Origin of the sequence: Bifidobacterium sp. ESL0798 (genome assembly GCF_029395415.1) — a bacterium.
In the GTDB taxonomy this organism is placed as follows: Bacteria; Actinomycetota; Actinomycetes; order Actinomycetales; family Bifidobacteriaceae; genus Bifidobacterium.
Window position 1 is genome coordinate 1179742 of the sequence record NZ_CP113914.1, and the last position, 15803, is coordinate 1195544.

Genomic DNA, 15803 nt, shown 5'->3' on the forward strand with positions numbered 1-15803 from the left:
GATCGAGCGCGAAGCAATCCACCTCAGCAGAAGCACCATTCTCACTTGTTGTCGCGAACCTGCTGCTTGACAGCGTTCTTGGCCTCAGTGGCCTGCTCCTTGCCCTGCGCTACTGCGCTTTCGCCCTTCGCCTTGGCCTCATCAGCCTTGTCGGAGAACTTGTCTTTGACATCATCAGCCTTCTTTTTTGGTGTCGTCTACCATATCGGTGGCTTTGTCCTTGACATCGGCAGCTACTTTGCCGAGCTTGTCGCCAGCCTGCTTGGCTGCATCCTTGGCGTCGTCGAAAATACCCATAATGATTTCCCCTTGTTCTTGAGATTCAATCCGCCCGACCCTCACCGAATAGCGGTTATTTGACGGTCGGAGTACGAAAACATATCGTTGCCATACATTTATTATTCTAGCCTAAAAATCCATATGTAAGACTAAACACCTAAGTATTGTATGACTGGGCTAAGCGGAGTGAAAACCTGGAAAACGAGGCAATATCGGCCGAAATCAGGGTAAACCAATCAGAGCTTGGGATTCTCCCATTCGGGGGTATCGGCGATGGATGGGCCGTGGTTGTACTCGGAAAGCGACCAGCGCAGCGGTTTGCCTGCGATGGCGATCGGAATGAGCCTTGCCCAGTGCGCGTTGCGCATCGAAAAGACCGCTGAATTGGCGTCCGCGTCATTGTCTGCGTTCAGCAGGGTCCGTACCGTGTCGGCGATGCAGGCGCCATGCGAGAAGACAAACAGGTCGGTATCGGGTTCGGCCTTGCCTGCCCATTCCGCTATGGCTTGCGTGGCCCGCTGCCCTACATGCTTGTCCGGCTCGACGTGGTGCTTGAGCTCGCCGCCCTCGCCATGGAGCCACGAAATGAAATCATCCGGGTACCTTTCCATGATCTCACGAGTGGCATGGCCTTCCCAATCGCCGTAATGCCGTTCGCGCACACGCGGATCCGGGTGGACCTCCTCGCCGATCAGATCGGCGAAAGCATGGGCTGTGGCCATGGCACGGCCCAGATCCGACGCGACGATCAGGCGGTGTCGTGCCTGGTCCTTCTCGCCGTCGACATACAGCTCTTTCAATGCTTTGCCGGTCTGGCGGACCTGCCAGTCGCCTATCTCATCGAGTGGGATGTCGGTGACTCCCTGAACACGGCCGGAGGCATTGTACGAGGTACGTCCGTGACGCACCAAGGTCAATGAACGAACGTGGACATTGGGATCGAATAAGGTACTGAAATCCATCGTGTGACTCCTAATATACTGACGGAGTGGTCTAAATTTTCAACGTGGCCGCAATGACCGGCGCCGTGCCCGTGGCTTTTCAGACGCGTTCGTCGGCGGTGTGCCCGTCGGCGGGCCGGTGTTCGGGCTCCTTCGGAAGCTCAAGGTCGATAGCGGGGCAATCCTGCCACAATCGCTCAAGATCGTAGTATCCGCGCTCTTCCTCATGCATGACGTGAATGACGAAATCACCGTAATCAAGCAGCACCCAACGAGCTTCATCGAGGCCTTCGCGGCTGATGGGCTCAAGTTTTCCGCCCTTGGTGTAAAGCTCCTTCTCGACCTCTTCGGCCACGGCCAGAACCTGACGTTCGCTGGATGCCGTGGCGATGAGCATGGCGTCGGTGATGGCGATGGGGCCGGTGACGTCGAAGGCGACGAGGTCGGTGGCCTTGACCCGGTCGGCCGCCGCCGCAGCCAGACGCAGGGCCTCAATCGTACTTTGCAATGCTGTCATGAATCAACGCTCCCATTCGGGCTTCCAGCCCTCTACTACGTGTTGTGTGTTCTCCGAATATACCATCGAATCGTCCGGCACCGCGTGGCGGATGACGGATCCGGCTCCGGTGGTGACATTGTCGCCGACCTCGACGGGCGCTACGAAGAGGTTGCCGGCACCGACATGGACGTTCGAGCCGATATGGGTGCGGTTCTTGTGCACGCCGTCGTAGTTGGCGGTTATGGAACCGCCGCCCACGTTGGAGTTCTCCCCCAGTTCGGCGTCGCCCATATAGCTCAGGTGCGGAACCTTGGTGCCGGCTCCGATATGCGCCTTCTTCATCTCCACGAACGCGCCGGCCTTCGTGCCCGCTTCGAGCACATTGCCCGGACGCAGGTAGGTCCATGGGCCGATATTGGCATCAGGGCCGATATGGGTCTCTTGCACACGGCTGCGTTCGACAGTGGCTCCGGCCTCGATCCGGGCGTCGATCAGCGTGGTGTAAGGTCCGATAACCGCGTTTTCGGCGATTGTGGTATGCCCCTTCAGGAAGGTTCCCGGCAGGACCGTGACGTCCTGCGCCAACTCGACGTCGTCTTCGATCCACGTGGTTTGCGGATCGGGAATCGTCACGCCTGCGCGCATCCAACGCTCGCAGGTACGCAGGTTGTGCGTGCGGGAAAGGTGGGCCAGCTGCACGCGGTCGTTGACGCCTTCGACACTTAAGGAGTCGGACGCCGCGAGTGCGCCGACCTTGCCGTTCTTTCGCGCGGTCTCGAGAGCGTCGGTGAGATAGAATTCGCCTTGTGCATTCTTCGAATCCAGGCCTTGCACCGCACGGGCGAGCACCGCCGCGTCGAAGACATAGACGGAGGTGTTGATCTCGTGAACCGCCAGCTCGCTGCTGTTGGCATCCTTCTGCTCGACGATGCGCAGCACGCTGCCGTCGCTGTCGCGGATGATGCGGCCGTAGCCGGTCGGGTCCTCAAGATTGGCGGTGAGCACGGTGGCGTCATTGCCGCTGGCCTTGTGGAAGGCGAGAAGCGCATCAAGGGTGGCGGTATCGAGCAGCGGCATGTCGCTGGCGGCGATGAGCACCGAACCGGTAAGCCTCCCGTCGGCATCAAGCTGGTTCATAGCGCATTGCACGGCGCGTCCGGTGCCGGCAATGTCGTCCTGGTTGACGATCTCGACATGTTCGTTGTAGCTTTTCGCGGCTTTCGCAACGCGCTCGGCCTGATAATGAACCACTACGGCAAGGGTTTCGGGCTCGAGGGCGGAAACGGAACTCATCACACGCTCGAGAAAGGTCTTGCCGGCCAGTTCATGGAGCACTTTCGGCTTTGACGAACGCATGCGCGTGCCTTCGCCGGCTGCCAGTATGATCGCTGCACTCAATGCCATATCCACTCCAATTCCTGTTTCGAAAGCGAAACACGCCGTTAAAATATGAGAACCGGCTGGTATCCGATACACGGAAGCCAGCCGGTTGAACAAGTTCCTCCACCTGGATTCGAACCAAGACTAAGGGTTCCAAAGACCCGTGTGCTGCCTTTACACCATGGAGGAATGGAACGGCCATAAGACCGAACCGATTTTCTATTATGCTGGTTGCCTCTGACAACTCGACACGCGCGACAGACGAATCGTCTCAAGTCGAATAACAAACGACCAGCAAACCGTGCAAGCTTGGACGTCGTCAAATCACGCGAAGAGGAAGCCTTGCCCGTGATGTTCGGGGTAGTTGTCGAAAAGCCTGGCGACCGAGCCGTCCTCGAAAACCGCCTGAATGGCGCTGGCGAGCAACGGTGCGATGGAAAGGACCGTAAGCCCGTCCCAACGCTTGGACTCATCGATCGGCACGGTGTCGGTCAAAACGACCTCGCGTGCGCCGCAGTTCTTGAGACGCTCGACCGCAGGGTCGGAGAGCACGCCGTGCGTGGCCACCACTGTCACCGACTTGGCGCCGGCCCGCTTCAGAACGTCGCAGGCACCGACGATGGTGCCGCCGGTATCGATGAGATCGTCGACCAGGACGCAGTCCTTGCCGACCACGTCACCGACTACACGATTGGATGTGGCATGGTTGGGACGGTTGATGTCGCGGGTCTTGTGGACGAAGGCGAGCGGCCCGCCGCCCAGGCGTTGCGCCCACTGCTCGGCCACGCGGATGCGGCCGGCGTCGGGCGAGACCACGGCGACGTTGTCGAGATTGCCTTGGAAACGGTCGCGGATGTAATCGACAAGCACCGGCATGGCGATCAGATGATCGACCGGCCCGTCGAAGAAGCCTTGGGACTGTGCGGCATGCAGGTCGACGCTCATCACGCGGTCGGCACCCGCCGTACGCAACAGATCGAAAACCAGGCGGCAGGAAATGGGTTCTCGGCCAAGATGCTTCTTGTCCTGGCGGGAATAACCCAAAAGCGGGCAGACGGCGGTGATGGAACGGGCCGAGGCACGCTTGAGCGCATCGATCATGATGAGCTGTTCCATGATGGCCTTGTTGACATCTCCGGCGTGGCTTTGCAGCACGAAGACGTCGGCGCCACGCACCGATTCGGTGTATCGCACATACATTTCCCCATTTGCGAAATCGTATGCGGTGGTTTTCAAAACGTCGATGCCAAGCTGGCTTGCGACGTCCGTCGCCAGCTGGGGATGAACCCTGCCGGTGACGAGAATGAGATTCTTACTGGGCTTTCCTTCTAGGATTGCGCTCACCATGTCTCCAAACGTTATTCGTCTGTATGAACCAAAGCCATGTTAGCTGCTCAACGCGACGTGGACACACACGGTTCGTCCGCATCGGATTTGTCCCGATCGCGCGAGGTCTCCGAATGGTCGAAAACCGACAAGAACTCGTAAAGTACGACAAAGACACAAATTATATTCAGCGCCATAAACACCGAACCTACATATCCGTAGCTCAGCAACCATTGCCCGTTAGTTACCAATACTGCCTGCAAAAGGATAATCACTGACAGACAAACCTGAACAATACGAAGCCGGATCTTTTTCATCGTCATACCTCCATTGGTTTATCGGTGAAATTCATCACCTACACCAAGAATAACATGACGGAACAAAAATCAGGGCTAGGTATACAGCCCGTGTTTGGCGATGTATTGCACCACGCCGTCGGGGACGAGATACCATACCGGCTCTCCCAGCGAGGCCCGATGGCGGACATCGGTCGATGAAATCGCCAAGGCCGGAATCTCCAAGGTGTCGACCTCGATCTGGGTGCGCATGTGTTCAGGGCTCTGGTAGCCGGGACGGGTGACCGCGACGAAGCGCGCCAGCCCGAACATGTTTCGCGCTTCCTTCCACTTGAGGATCTCCGCGACGGCATCAGCTCCGGTGATGAAGAAGAGCTCGGCATCGGGGTTCAATGCGCGGATGTCGCGTAGCGTATCAATCGTATAGGTGACGCCAGGGCGGTCGATATCGACGCGGGAGACGGTGAATTTGGGGTTGGAGGCCGTGGCGATGACGGTCATCAGATAGCGGTCCTCGGCGTTGGTCACGTCCTTGTCGAGCTTGAACGCGGGTCGGCCTGTCGGCACGAAAATCACCTCATCCAGGTCGTAGACCCATGCCACCTCGCTTGCCGCCACCAAATGGCCGTTGTGGATGGGATCGAAGGTGCCGCCCATAATGCCGATGCGACGACGTCCGTCTTTGCCGTGCTTGTCGATGGGTTTCACCTTGGAGGCATCGATGAAGTTGGGATCCGGCTGGTCGGAAAGGCCAGACATTTTTCGAGCCGGTTCACAATGCTGCGAACTTTCGCTATCAGGTACGGCAGGCGCGGCATCGGCGTTTTTCCTATGCTCAACCAATTCAGCATCATTGCCCACGGACAGCGAGCCAACAGGAATCGGGGCGTCGCTCATGCTTTGCCATGCCCTTTGTGGTTGGTCTTGTCGTTGTTCTGGGATTGGTCCGACACGGTCTCTTCGCGTTTTTCGTCGGCCTGTTCCGTCTGTTCCTCGATCTTTTCGGCGGTGGCATGCTGGCTGGTGTCGATTTTGCCCATGTCCTCGTCGTATTCGTCCTGCACCACACGGCGGATCTCGGCAAACGTCGGAATCGGGAAATCGGGTTGGTAAAGGCGACGCACGGAGGCGACGCACTCGCTGGCACGGATCAGCAGGTCGGTCATGGCGTCGATGCCGCCTTGCGCTTCCTGCCTGCTGAATTCGGCGATATAGTGCTCCATGGCGGAGAGACGCTCGGCCACGGTCTTTTTGCCGTCCTCATCGAGGTCGACGACGTCGTCCGCGTCCATTTCCGGCCATCCGACCAGCGCCGCGTCGGCGTACTCCAAGGAGGCCCGCTGGTCGGCGGTGGCGATGCCGTCCTCGACCTGGACCAGGAAGACGTAACGCACGATGGCGAGACGCTCCGAGGCGATCTTCAGGCCGATGCGGGGATTGCTCATGTCGATGCCGCGATCTTTGGCCAGCAGGTAATCGGCCTGTCCCTTTTCCTGCGCCGCTTCCTCGCCTTCTGACATTTTCTGCCCGTCCGTTGTGGCGGTAGCGGTCGCCGGCTGGTTGTCAGGATTCTGGCTTGCGGAAATATTGCCTTCCAGATTGTTGTCAGCGCCCTTGATGCCAGCGTCGTCGTTGCTGTGTTCAGCGTCGTTCATATCATGTCCTTCGCTTGTCTTCAGGCCCGCACCTGGCCGGTGCCGTAGCCGATCCATTTGGTGGTGGTCATTTCCGTAAGTCCCATCGGTCCGCGGGCATGCAGCTTCTGCGTCGAGATGCCCAATTCGGCTCCAAAACCGAACATACCGCCATCCGTGAACCTTGAGGAGGCATTGGCCATGACCACCGCCGAATCGATGCGCCTGGTGAAGCGTTCGATAGCGCTGTAATCCTCTGATATGATGCATTCGGTATGACCGGTGGAATGGGCGTTGATATGGTCGATGGCCTCGTCCAACGAGTCCACGACCTTCACCCCCATTTTCAGGGCGAGGTATTCCGTATCCCAGTCCTCGGGCGTGGCATGAAGCAGGTTCACATTTTCGATGTCGCTGCCCTCAATGATTGCATACGCCTCATCGTCGGCGTGAAGTTCCACTCCGGCATCGGCAAGCGCCTGCGCCGCCAAGGGCAGAAAGTCTTTGGCCACGTCGTGATGGACGATGAGCTTTTCGGCGGCGTTGCAGACACCGACCCGCTGCGTTTTGGCGTTAAGGATGATGGGGATGGCCTTAGCGAAATCCGCGGCTTTGTCGACATAGATGTGGACGTTGCCGGCCCCGGTTTCGATGACCGGAACCTTGGAATTGCGCACGACGGCCTGGATGAGTCCGGCTCCCCCGCGTGGCACCAGCACGTCGATATGGCCGCGCGCCTCCATCATCGCCGTGGCGCCCATACGCCCGAACCTGTCGACAGAGACGACCAGCGCCGGGTCGAAGCCTTGCTCGCGCAGCACCTTCTGGATGACGGCGAGTGTGGCCTCGTTGGTATGCTGCGCCTCGTGCCCGCCACGCAACAGGACGGCATTGCCGGATTTGAGGCACAACGAGGCGACGTCGACCGTGACGTTGGGCCGGGCCTCATAGATCATGCCGAATACGCCGATCGGCACCCGAACCTCGTTCAAGCGCAAGCCGTTGAGCAGCGTTGAGCCGCGCACGACCTCGCCGACCGGATCGGGAAGGGTGGCTACATGACGGACGCCATCGGCCGCAGCCTTTATTCGCTGCTCGTCAAAGAGCAGACGGTCGAGCTCCCCTCACTCATGCCGGACTGCCTTGCGGCAATCATGTCAAAACCATTGGCTTCGGCGATGGCTTTGCTCCCGGCTTCAAGCTCGTCCGCAATGGCATTGAGCAATGTGTTCTTCTGCTCGCTATTGGCTTCAGACAGCACCTGCTGCGCCTGTGCCGCAGCATCGCCCATGGAGCAGACCTGCCGGAACACATCCGAATCGAGAACCACCGAATCCTGATGACCATTTGCGACCATGAAGCTCTCCCCGAAATCCATCAATCTGCTTTTCGAAACTGATATTTCCAATCACCATCAAAGCAGATATTCACCGTTCTGTTGCCAACGATTGTAGGCCTTACCTCGTCCAAAACGAATCCGAATCCATTGATTTGGACACCGCCGGTATTCGGCCTTGCATTCCATTAGACTGTTGTATCAGCAAAATTACAAGACCGTCAGAGCAAACGAGGCATTTGTGATGAACACCACCTTTCATAGCACCAGAGGTTCTTCCGAAGAGTTGAACAGCCGCCAAGCCATCCGTCAGGGTCTTGCGGACGACGGAGGACTGTTTGTCACCGATGACCTCGGCGAGCAGCAGGTTGACGTCGCCGAACTGGTCGGCAAACCTTATCAAGACATGGCCCGCACCGTGCTGGGTGCCTTGCTGCCCGATTTCTCGAGCTCGGAACTTGACGAATGCGTGCACGCGGCATACGGCTCTCAGTGGCTCGACCGTGCGATCACCCCGCTGAAACCGTTGGACGACGACTACATCCTCGAACTCTTCAACGGACCGACGAGCGCGTTCAAGGACGTCGCGCTGCAGATCCTTCCGCAGTTTATGGCCCGCACGCCTTCCGCTCGTCGGAGACTGGCGACAAGGTGATGGTGCTGACCGCCACGTCCGGCGACACCGGCAAAGCGGCGCTCGCGGGATTTGCGGATACTTCTGGAACAGGAATCACCGTTTTCTACCCAGAGGGCAAGGTCAGCGAGATTCAGCGTCTGCAGATGACCACGCAGGCCGGCTCGAACGTCAATGTCTGCGCCGTACGTGGCAATTTCGACGATGCGCAAACCGCCGTCAAACGCATTTTCGGCGACAAAGCTCTGGCGGCGAAACTTATGGAAGGCCACAACGTCTCGCTTTCCTCCGCCAACTCCATCAACGTCGGCAGGCTTGTGCCGCAGGTTGTCTATTACTTCTCCGCCCATGCGCAACTCGTCGAGCGCGGGGCCATCAAGGTCGGTGATGAAGTCGAGTTCGTGGTGCCCACCGGCAACTTCGGCGACATCCTCGCCGGATACTACGCCAAGAAACTCGGCCTGCCGGTCGGACGGCTCATCGTGGCCAGCGATCGCAACAACGTGCTCTTCGACTTCCTGACCACCGGCACCTACAACCGTGAGCGTCCGTTCTTTGAGACCACCTCGCCGTCGATGGATATCCTCGTTTCCTCGAACCTTGAACGTATGCTCTATTACATGTCGGACGGCGACACCGAATTGATTCGCAACCTCATGGACGATTTGCAGAACAAGGGTTCGTTCACGATTCCGGAGCCCTTGCTTGAACGAATCCGTGGACTGTTCTCCTGCGGTTGGGCCGACGAGGACGAGGTGAGTCAGGCCATCACCGAATGCTGGAAGAACAACCACTACGTCATTGACCCGCACACCGCCTGCGGTTACCATGTGATGTCACAAGAACCACGGGAATCGACTATGCCGCGCGTGCTGTTGAGCACTGCCAGCCCATACAAGTTCCCGCGCGTGGTCGGCCGTGCGCTCGGCCTTGACACCACCGGCTCCGACTTCGAGTGCATGGATCGTCTTGCACAGGCCACCGGCACCACCGCCCCCAAGAACCTGCGCGGGCTGGAACACGCCACCGAACGCTTTACCGATGTCATCGATATCGGTGAGATGGCCGATTACGTCAGGAACGCTTCTCAACAGCTCTAAAGTCATAAGCTTAAAGAAAAGGGGCTTACGGAAGGCTTATTCGTTCTCCGTAAGCCCCTCTCTGATGATTTACAGTTCTTTGCGCTCGTAGATATGCATCGAGAGTCTGCAGGAAAGAGCGAACATCACCACAGCTACGATGATGCCGATAATGGATATCCAGGGAAGGGCCCCAGCTTGGCAGTGGTAACGAAATGAACCACCTTGTTCAATGTCGCCTCCGGCATCGTGAATCCGATAAGCACCATAATCGCGCCGAGAGCGACCAATAGAAGGAGCGCATAGCCCATCGCCTTGGTCGCCGGGAAGCGATAGCCAATTGGCAACGTCAAGCTGGCATAGATGGTGCCTACCGCCAACACTATTACAGTCAACCCAGCCACGGCACCCATGCTGTGAGGCATATACATCACCAGCCCGCAAATCACCTGCAACAAAGCAGCAATGACTATGCAGAGCAGAGTGAAGGCATATCTGCCGACGACCTGGTTCGCGCGGGAGGCAGGTAGCAGACAGTTAAGTTTCGCCGTTCCCGTCTGGTCTTCATAGCTGAACACCATTATCCCCATCATGCCTGATATGGCGACCAACAATCCGGTAATGCCACCGCTCATGGGGCCTGTTATTCCATCATTGCCGCCAATCCTCGCCATGATTGCGAAGAGTAACGGCAGACCCACCAGGAGTAGCACACTGCCGCTGCCAATACCTTTACCGCTGCTCCATGCCAGTATTTTGTATATGTCGATGCGGAATGCCTTGTTGATTTGTTTGGAATCCATGATGTCCTTCACTCCTCGTTCGTGTCCGGAAACGCCTTGGCCGCATTCGTCAGGCGGATAATGTCATCGATGGACACCGGTTCACTCATCAATTCAGGAGTTTCGCCAGTTATTTCGTCAACGACCTCACGATGGACCAATGCTTCGAAACCGGTGCTGAAACGGCGAAGCCCGACAATGTATGGTTCGATGCCGGATGCCTGGTCAAGACCACCTTTGACCACACGGAAGGAATCCTCGAACTCGTCCTTCGGACCGGTGTAATAAAGCTGGCCTTGGGTGATATAGGTGATAAAGTCGGCGGCACGTTCGAGGTCAGAAGTGATATGGGTACTGAACAGTACACTGTGTTTTCCGTCTTCCACGTATCGTTGGAGGATATCCATCAGCTCGTCGCGCGCGAGCACGTCAAGTCCACTGGTCGGTTCGTCGAGAATCAGCAGTCTCGCATCATGACTCAAGGCGGCCGCAATCATCAGCTTCATCTGCATGCCACGCGAAAGATCCTTGACGACCTTCTTCATTTCAAGTCCGAATCGGTCGAGGTACTGCTCGAATTTGGCCTGATTCCAGGTGTCATACATGGTAGCCATGACTTGTCCGGCCATTTTCACTGTCCAATAGGTCGAGAAATAGCTGGTGTCGAAGACGATGCCGAGTTGCTCTTTGGCCTTGACCTCGTCGGCGATGTTGTCGAGTCCCAGCACGCCGATCGAGCCGGCATCGCGATGAATCATATTGAGGACGAGCTTGATCAGCGTGGACTTGCCGGCGCCGTTCGGGCCGATAAGACCCATGATGTAGCCCATCGGCAGGTCGAAGGTCACCGGGCCGAGAGCGAAACCGGAATCGTAGCTTTTCCTGACATCAGTGACGCTCAACGCCATCGGCACAGCACTGCCGGCAGCAGAGACGTTCTGTGTGCCGGATGTGATTGTTGTAGGTGATGACTGGGTCATCATCGTGTTCCTTTCCTGTTCAACGGCGAACCGATACAGTCTGCAGGGAAACTTTCATTGGCAAGTCAACGAACGATGGTTGGCTGGCGTTGCGCAGTCCCGTATGCGCCTGCGCGCTGTCATGCTTGCCAGTGAATCTCACTTGGCTTTCCTGTATGCGTTCTCGAGCATGTCCATCAGGTCGATAAGCGGGATATCGGCCGCTTTGGCCGCGACTCCCACCTGTCGCAAGGCGTTGCGCACCTGGGCGGTGAGCTTCTTTTTCATTCGTTCATCACCCTTTTCGGCGACGAACGTTCCCTTGCCCTGCACATTGACGACGATGCCCTCATCCGCCAGCTCGTTGTACGCACGGGTGACGGTGAGCACGGAGATACGCAGCTCGCGGGCCAGCTTGCGCAGGCTTGGCAGCGCCTCCCCGCCCTTGAGCTCGCCGCTAAGTACGGCCTGACGTATCTGACGCTTGATTTGCTCGTAGATCGGTTCCCCGGACACGGATGAGATGATCAGTTTCATCTATGCCCCTTTCTGTTTCTGATCAGCGTCCAGTAGAATTCTTGACTTTCCTCAACAGTTCTACTGTTACATATAACTATATAACAGTTTAATTCACTGTGCAAATCAACACCATAACAGTTTCGTTTATTTGCAAACACCTGCAAAATAAGCGTTTCCCCAATAAAACCGATATCGCACTTACGAAATTTGATGGCCAACTGCCATATCTCAAAGCACCTTAGGTGCATCCTCAAAGTCTCTGATCATTCCATCGGCAATCCGTGTGATAGCAGGCCTGTCCTTAAGTGAATAGTCATCTTCCATCGCCCAAACATGCATGCCCGCAGATTTCGCAGCCTTCACCGCCACCAGCAAATCCTCGTACACGGTGCAATCCTTCGCCGCTGTTTTCAAACGCGACGCTGCGGCAAGATAAACTTCCGGACTGTGTTTGCTTTTCGCATCGGTATCCTCCACACTCACCACTGCATCAAAGAGCTTCCGGATTCCCACATGCTCCATGGCAACCTCACGCACCTGTGATGAAAGCGATGTCGCCACGGCCAGCCGTGCACCACTTGACTTCAGATAATCCAGATATTCAACCGCATGAGGTTTGGCCTCGACAGTAGTGCCATACGCCTCAAGCACCATCGAGTCCCACAGCTCGGCCAGCTCAGCAGGTGTGTCGTCAAGGCCATAACGCTCAATCGTGTAACGTGCCACTTCCTCAGGCCGCATCGCGTTGACGACGCCCATATAATCGTCAGCCAGCGGGATATTACGGCTACGAAAGAAATCAACATCAACCTGATGCCAAACGTCCATCGAGTCAAGCAACGTCCCATCCAAATCAAAGATGGCTGCTTTGCCTTCGTTCGTCTTCATACACTCTCTCCAAACTACCAACGCTGTTGTGGCGGGATATACACAATGCTCAGGCACCCTTCCAGGCCGGTAGACCAAGCCTTACGCCTAATCATCGCATATCCCGCCACAACACAACAGCTCATGCTACAGGGAACTAACTCTGCTCACTTGCACAAAGAAACCGCCTAAAGCGAATATTTATATATTACGAAACGTAACCATCGAGCTTAGGAGTTGGGGGTTCCGATAAACTTTCTCGGGCGTAGGCTTGGCCGCAAAATCAAAGATTTTGCCTTCGCGCTCAATAAATCGCGCTCACTTCGCCTAGTTGAAGCCCACTGGTCTTCAACTTTACGGCTCAGCCAAAGTGTCCCGTGAGAGTTCATCGGAACCCCCAACGGCCCACGCAAAATCGTAAGTTTTAAAACGCAATTATAACTTACTGGAATCGAGTAGTTCTTTGGCGTGATCCAGGGACGTGGCGGATTCGCTGCCGGAGAGCATTCTGGCGATTTCGTGGATACGGGCATCTCCGGTGACCTCATTGACGGTCGTTTCCACACTCGCCTTTGAGCTGGCGCTCTGGGCTTTCGCGGTGCCTTTGCTCACTACAAATTGGGAGTCGGCCCACGAGGCAACCTGTGCCAAGTGAGTGACCACGATAACTTGCGAAGTCTGGGAGAGCTTCGCCAAGCGCTTGCCAAGTTCAACCGCTGCCTTCCCTCCTACCCCGGCATCGACCTCATCGAAGATGAACGTCATATCACTTGAACCTGCAGTCCGCTTTTCAGCTACGGACAGCTCCAATGCCAGCATGAGTCGGCTCAACTCGCCGCCTGAAGCGCTTTTGCCCATCGGAAGTTGAGGTGAACCCGGGAACGGTGTGAACAGGAATTCGATATCGTCGATACCATTGCCGTCCAACGGCCAGGTAGAAGAATCAGCGTCTGCCTCACCATTTTTCGAAACCGTCTTATCCTTCGACGCCGATTTGCGCTGCACAACTCGAATCTCAAGCCCTGCTCCAGCCATGGCCAAAGCCGAAAGCTCCTTGGTGACAGTATTGGCCAGAGCCGCAGCTGCATCTTTGCGCTTTTTGCTCAACACTAGAGCTGCTTTCAACGCATCGTCGAAAGCCTGTTGATGCTGTGCCTTGAGTTCATCGATCTTTTCTGGCGAGGCGTCCAGATCTTCGACTTCGAACACCGCCTTGTCCCGCCAGGCGATGACGTCTTCGAGAGTCGGCCCCCAACGTCGAGTCAGCTCGTCGAGTTCGTGAATGCGGGAGTTGATGGCATCCAATCCCTCGGCATCACCGTCGGTATCCACTTCGTTGGAAAGCGAGAACACGATATCGGAAAGATCGGCGTTCAACGACTCCAAGCGGTCGGCGGCCTGGCCAAACGAGCCGCCTACATGGATTGTGCGCAATGCCTGGATGGCATGGGTGATGGCATCGGAGGCTCCTTGTGCGTCGCTGTCGGAATCCACTTGCGAGGCATCCAATGCAGAAAGCGCCGACCCCACACCCTGGGCGATTTCCGCTGCGTTTTCGACGCGTGAGCGTTTCTCCTTGAGTTCCTCGTCTTCACCAGGTTTGGGATCCACCTTGTTGATCTGTTCGATGGATTCCCGCAGGTAATCCGTTCGTGCGCGGGTCGATGCCTCCTGATTGGTGACATTGCTCAACCGTTGGTCAATGATCTGCAGCTGTTGCCAGGCTTGACGATAGGCGTCACGTTCGGCTGTGTCGTCGGCGGCCATATCGAGAAATTCCCGCTGCCGCGCCGGCGCTGCCAGACGCATCTGATCGGCCTGCCCATGAATGGTGACCAGCTGTGCGGCGACGTTGCCAAGCACATTCCTGGGAACGCTGTGTCCGCACAATACCGCTCTGGAACGTCCGGAAGCAGGAACCATACGCGAGAGGAAAAGCTCTTGCCGACCGATTTCGTCGGGATCCGGGTCGCTCTTTTCGCCATCGATATCCAATGCTCCGGCATCCTGCGCGAGACGGGTCGCCTCACCGTTTTCGTCGACATCGAAAATTCCCTGGGCCCACGCCGAATCCGCGCCGGCGGATACCCGCGCCACGCTGGCCGTCGCTCCCGAGATAAGACGAATCGCGCTCAACAGCATCGATTTGCCTGCACCGGTTTCACCGGTAATGGCGGTCATTGCCTTGTTCGGACTCAATAGTGCAGAACGAATGGGCCCGAGATTGCGCACTTCCAGTTCTTCAAGCATCGTGTTTCACCTTTCGGATGAACCTTGTCGGGCAACATTTTGCTGATCTGCACGGGCTTTGTTTTCGTTGGCGATGATGCCTTCCCGTTTGCGTTCCTCGAGACGCGAACGTTGACGAAGACTGACGCTGGGAAGGTTGAACTTGGTGACCAGACGATTGGTGAACGGCACGCCGGAAAGGCTGGCGAGCCTGACAGTGCGCGAGGAAAGATGGACGGTGGTCCTGGTTCCGTACCCGAGTCTCATCTTCCTTCTGCCATCGCAGCAGATCCAGCCCTCGGTCAGGGAATCGTCAATCAGATCGACGGTGAAGCGCGAATGCTCCCCGATCACCATCGGGCGTGTGAACAGGGCATGGGCGGCCAGCGGTATCAGCTGCAAGGCCTTGACGTCCGGCCAGATAATCGGACCCCCTGCGGAGAACGCATAGGCCGTCGAGCCGGTCGGCGTCGAGATGATCACGCCATCGCAGCTGAACGAGCTGGCCTCCACCCCATCGACGCCGACGGAAAGCTCGATCATGTGGTCGCGATCGGCCTGCTGGATGGTGATGTCGTTCAACGCCCAATCGCTGAGCGTCGTGCTGCCGTCCGGAGAAGTCACGGACACATTCGCCAGATTGCGTTCATCAATCGAATAGTCCCGACCGGCGACACGGGCGATGGCTTCGCTTAATTGAAAACTCTCGAATTCCGCAAGAAATCCGACATGTCCCAGATTGATACCGAGAATGGGAACTTCGGTATTGTGGACCAGTTCCGCCGCACCCAGAATCGTGCCGTCCCCGCCGAGCACGACCACAATCTCCGTGTCGCTGTCGACGATGGGGGAAGACTCACCGAATCCCGGCGGATCGAGGCTGTCGACGATTCGAACGCAGAACCCGGCGCGCTCAAGCTGCTCGACCGCCTCGCGCACGACAAGGCTGGTCTCACGAAGATGAGCATGAGTGACCATGACCGCATGGCGTTTACCGACCATCGTCCTGCCTCTTTCCGCACGTCAAAATTTCGAAAACACAA

At 57.1% G+C, this 15803-nt stretch carries 13 protein-coding genes, 1 tRNA gene and 2 pseudogenes; 1 reads left to right on the top strand and 15 read right to left on the bottom strand.

The window, feature by feature from the left end:
- Positions 1-174 precede the first annotated feature (174 nt).
- From OZX74_RS05050 to OZX74_RS05090, 9 genes and pseudogenes are all read right to left on the bottom strand, one after another.
- Positions 175-297 carry a hypothetical protein gene (locus OZX74_RS05050; RefSeq protein WP_277155904.1) on the bottom strand — a complete coding sequence of 41 codons (123 nt, stop codon included), beginning with the start codon at positions 295-297 and terminating at the stop codon, positions 175-177.
- A gap of 218 nt (positions 298-515) precedes the next feature.
- Positions 516-1241 (bottom strand): histidine phosphatase family protein, encoded by a 726-nt coding sequence (locus tag OZX74_RS05055; protein WP_277155905.1) that lies wholly within the window; start codon positions 1239-1241, stop codon positions 516-518.
- 79 nt (positions 1242-1320) lie between these two features.
- The gene (gene rsfS / locus OZX74_RS05060; protein WP_277155906.1) at positions 1321-1737 is read right to left on the bottom strand and encodes a ribosome silencing factor; all 417 of its coding nucleotides are present in this window, start codon (positions 1735-1737) and stop codon (positions 1321-1323) included.
- Between the two features lie 3 nt (positions 1738-1740).
- The gene (glmU, locus tag OZX74_RS05065) at positions 1741-3123 is read right to left on the bottom strand and encodes a bifunctional UDP-N-acetylglucosamine diphosphorylase/glucosamine-1-phosphate N-acetyltransferase GlmU (RefSeq protein ID WP_277155907.1); all 1383 of its coding nucleotides are present in this window, start codon (positions 3121-3123) and stop codon (positions 1741-1743) included.
- A 94-nt stretch (positions 3124-3217) separates the two neighbouring features.
- A tRNA-Gln gene (locus OZX74_RS05070) sits at positions 3218-3288 on the bottom strand.
- 135 nt (positions 3289-3423) lie between these two features.
- Positions 3424-4446 carry a ribose-phosphate diphosphokinase gene (locus tag OZX74_RS05075; RefSeq protein ID WP_277155908.1) on the bottom strand — a complete coding sequence of 341 codons (1023 nt, stop codon included), beginning with the start codon at positions 4444-4446 and terminating at the stop codon, positions 3424-3426.
- A 371-nt stretch (positions 4447-4817) separates the two neighbouring features.
- Complete coding sequence (gene nadD, locus OZX74_RS05080) at positions 4818-5480, bottom strand: nicotinate-nucleotide adenylyltransferase (protein ID WP_277157423.1); 663 nt, start codon at positions 5478-5480, stop codon at positions 4818-4820.
- 134 nt (positions 5481-5614) lie between these two features.
- Positions 5615-6166, bottom strand: a complete 552-nt coding sequence (locus OZX74_RS05085; protein ID WP_277157424.1) for a phosphoribosylglycinamide synthetase — start codon at positions 6164-6166, stop codon at positions 5615-5617.
- A 230-nt stretch (positions 6167-6396) separates the two neighbouring features.
- A pseudogene (locus OZX74_RS05090) lies at positions 6397-7712 on the bottom strand (glutamate-5-semialdehyde dehydrogenase).
- A 223-nt stretch (positions 7713-7935) separates the two neighbouring features.
- Here OZX74_RS05090 and thrC point away from each other — a divergent pair.
- A pseudogene (gene thrC / locus OZX74_RS05095) lies at positions 7936-9425 on the top strand (threonine synthase).
- A 134-nt stretch (positions 9426-9559) separates the two neighbouring features.
- On the opposite strand, the gene OZX74_RS05100 reads toward thrC, so the two are convergent.
- The 6 genes from OZX74_RS05100 to OZX74_RS05125 form a co-directional block, all read right to left on the bottom strand.
- The gene (locus OZX74_RS05100) at positions 9560-10207 is read right to left on the bottom strand and encodes an ABC-2 transporter permease (RefSeq protein WP_277155909.1); all 648 of its coding nucleotides are present in this window, start codon (positions 10205-10207) and stop codon (positions 9560-9562) included.
- An 8-nt stretch (positions 10208-10215) separates the two neighbouring features.
- Positions 10216-11094, bottom strand: a complete 879-nt coding sequence (locus OZX74_RS05105) for an ABC transporter ATP-binding protein (protein ID WP_277157425.1) — start codon at positions 11092-11094, stop codon at positions 10216-10218.
- Positions 11095-11304: 210 nt separating this feature from the next.
- Positions 11305-11682, bottom strand: a complete 378-nt coding sequence (locus OZX74_RS05110) for a GntR family transcriptional regulator (RefSeq protein WP_277155910.1) — start codon at positions 11680-11682, stop codon at positions 11305-11307.
- A 210-nt stretch (positions 11683-11892) separates the two neighbouring features.
- The gene (locus tag OZX74_RS05115; protein WP_277155911.1) at positions 11893-12552 is read right to left on the bottom strand and encodes an HAD family phosphatase; all 660 of its coding nucleotides are present in this window, start codon (positions 12550-12552) and stop codon (positions 11893-11895) included.
- A gap of 414 nt (positions 12553-12966) precedes the next feature.
- Entirely contained in the window at positions 12967-14781 is a 1815-nt protein-coding gene (gene recN / locus OZX74_RS05120; RefSeq protein WP_277155912.1) for a DNA repair protein RecN, read from the bottom strand.
- A gap of 6 nt (positions 14782-14787) precedes the next feature.
- On the bottom strand, positions 14788-15762 hold the full coding sequence (locus OZX74_RS05125; RefSeq protein ID WP_277155913.1) for an NAD kinase: 975 nt from the start codon (positions 15760-15762) through the stop codon (positions 14788-14790).
- Between the last annotated feature and the right edge of the window lie 41 nt (positions 15763-15803).

Bases quoted from the DNA above. Each gene is read 5' to 3' on its own strand.
- OZX74_RS05050 (WP_277155904.1), bottom strand. From the start codon at position 297: ATGGGTATTTTCGACGACGCCAAGGATGCAGCCAAGCAGGCTGGCGAC.
- OZX74_RS05055 (WP_277155905.1), bottom strand. From the start codon at position 1,241: ATGGATTTCAGTACCTTATTCGATCCCAATGTCCACGTTCGTTCATTG.
- rsfS (WP_277155906.1), bottom strand. From the start codon at position 1,737: ATGACAGCATTGCAAAGTACGATTGAGGCCCTGCGTCTGGCTGCGGCG.
- glmU (WP_277155907.1), bottom strand. From the start codon at position 3,123: ATGGCATTGAGTGCAGCGATCATACTGGCAGCCGGCGAAGGCACGCGC.
- OZX74_RS05075 (WP_277155908.1), bottom strand. From the start codon at position 4,446: ATGGTGAGCGCAATCCTAGAAGGAAAGCCCAGTAAGAATCTCATTCTC.
- nadD (WP_277157423.1), bottom strand. From the start codon at position 5,480: ATGTCTGGCCTTTCCGACCAGCCGGATCCCAACTTCATCGATGCCTCC.
- OZX74_RS05085 (WP_277157424.1), bottom strand. From the start codon at position 6,166: ATGAGCAATCCCCGCATCGGCCTGAAGATCGCCTCGGAGCGTCTCGCC.
- OZX74_RS05100 (WP_277155909.1), bottom strand. From the start codon at position 10,207: ATGGATTCCAAACAAATCAACAAGGCATTCCGCATCGACATATACAAA.
- OZX74_RS05105 (WP_277157425.1), bottom strand. From the start codon at position 11,094: ATGGCGTTGAGCGTCACTGATGTCAGGAAAAGCTACGATTCCGGTTTC.
- OZX74_RS05110 (WP_277155910.1), bottom strand. From the start codon at position 11,682: ATGAAACTGATCATCTCATCCGTGTCCGGGGAACCGATCTACGAGCAA.
- OZX74_RS05115 (WP_277155911.1), bottom strand. From the start codon at position 12,552: ATGAAGACGAACGAAGGCAAAGCAGCCATCTTTGATTTGGATGGGACG.
- recN (WP_277155912.1), bottom strand. From the start codon at position 14,781: ATGCTTGAAGAACTGGAAGTGCGCAATCTCGGGCCCATTCGTTCTGCA.
- OZX74_RS05125 (WP_277155913.1), bottom strand. From the start codon at position 15,762: ATGGTCGGTAAACGCCATGCGGTCATGGTCACTCATGCTCATCTTCGT.